Raw genomic sequence first — 1,153 nt, 5'->3', positions numbered from 1 at the left:
GCCTTTCCGTTTTACAGGTTCCTCAACAGGCCGGTGGGCCGTTAGTATCATCAATATCAGTATTCGCAAAACCAGATGAATGATTGTTTAAACTGGTGTATTTCTGCCTTTATGCTTCGTAAGTTTGCTGTCGCGCCGTCAGTGCCCAGGCTATTCTGGCCAGCTTGTTTGCCAGAGCACAGGTGACGACAAAGTTGCTTTTCCGACACAACAACTCCCTGACCCAGTCGGCCAACTTGCCAGACTGGTGTTCCAGTTTTTGTATGAATACCCTGGCACACTGAACCAACAAAGTTCGGATCTTTTTGTTGCCCCGCTTGCTAATCCCTAACAATGTCGTCCGACCTCCCGTGCTGTACTGTCGGGGTACCAGCCCTGTTGCCGCCGCAAAGTCACGGCTGCTGGCGTACTGCTTCCCGTCGCCAATCTCAGTTGAAATAGTACTGGCAGTCAGCGTTCCAACGCAGGGAATACTCAGCAAGCGCTGTCCAACCTCATCTTCGTCCAACTTTCGTTTCAACTGAGATTCCAGATCTTTAATCTGCTCAACAAGATAGTGATAATGCTGTTGTAATTTCAGCAGTAACTGGCTGAGATAAAGAGGCAAACTACTGTCCTCAAGAAGGGTACTCAGTCGACTAATAACGGCAGCACCTCGCGGAACGCTGATACCAAATTCCAGCAGAAAAGCATGCATCTGATTAGTTGTTTTCACCTTATCCTGAACCAGGGATTCACGGACACGATGCAGAGCTCGCATTGCCTGCTGAGATTCGGTTCTGGGCTGCACGAAACGCATAGATGGACGTGATGCTGCTTCACAGATAGCTTCAGCATCAACGAAGTCATTTTTGTTGCTTTTAACGAATGGGCGGACAAATTGCGGTGATATCAGCTTTGGAAAATGCCCTAACTCTGCCAGCTTGCGTGCCATAAAGTGAGAACCGCCACAGGCTTCCATCGCGATGGTTGTTGCCGGGCATGTCGCCAGAAATTCGATTAGCTTTGGTCGGGTGAATTTTTTACGGTAAACGGCCTTCCCACGATGATCCTGACAATGAATATGGAAAGAGTTCTTACCCAGATCGATACCAATAAGCGCAATGTTTTCCATGATGGTTCTCCGAATGAAAGCCTGTCCTCAGCATAGTAC

The 1,153-nt window shown here is 48.5% G+C and carries 1 protein-coding gene; it reads right to left on the bottom strand.

Annotation, left to right across the window (positions count from 1 at the left end; translation table 11 throughout):
• Window positions 1-109: 109 nt before the first annotated feature.
• On the bottom strand, window positions 110-1,114 hold the full coding sequence (locus tag R7035_RS25645; protein WP_000427614.1) for an IS110-like element IS5075 family transposase: 1,005 nt from the start codon (window positions 1,112-1,114) through the stop codon (window positions 110-112).
• Window positions 1,115-1,153: the final 39 nt, after the last annotated feature.

It is taken from the genome of Vibrio sp. 1731, from assembly GCF_033339955.1.
Classification (GTDB): domain Bacteria; phylum Pseudomonadota; class Gammaproteobacteria; order Enterobacterales; family Vibrionaceae; genus Vibrio; species Vibrio alginolyticus.
The sequence above is the reverse complement of the archived record's forward strand: the minus strand, read 5'-3'. Positions and strand labels throughout refer to the sequence as shown.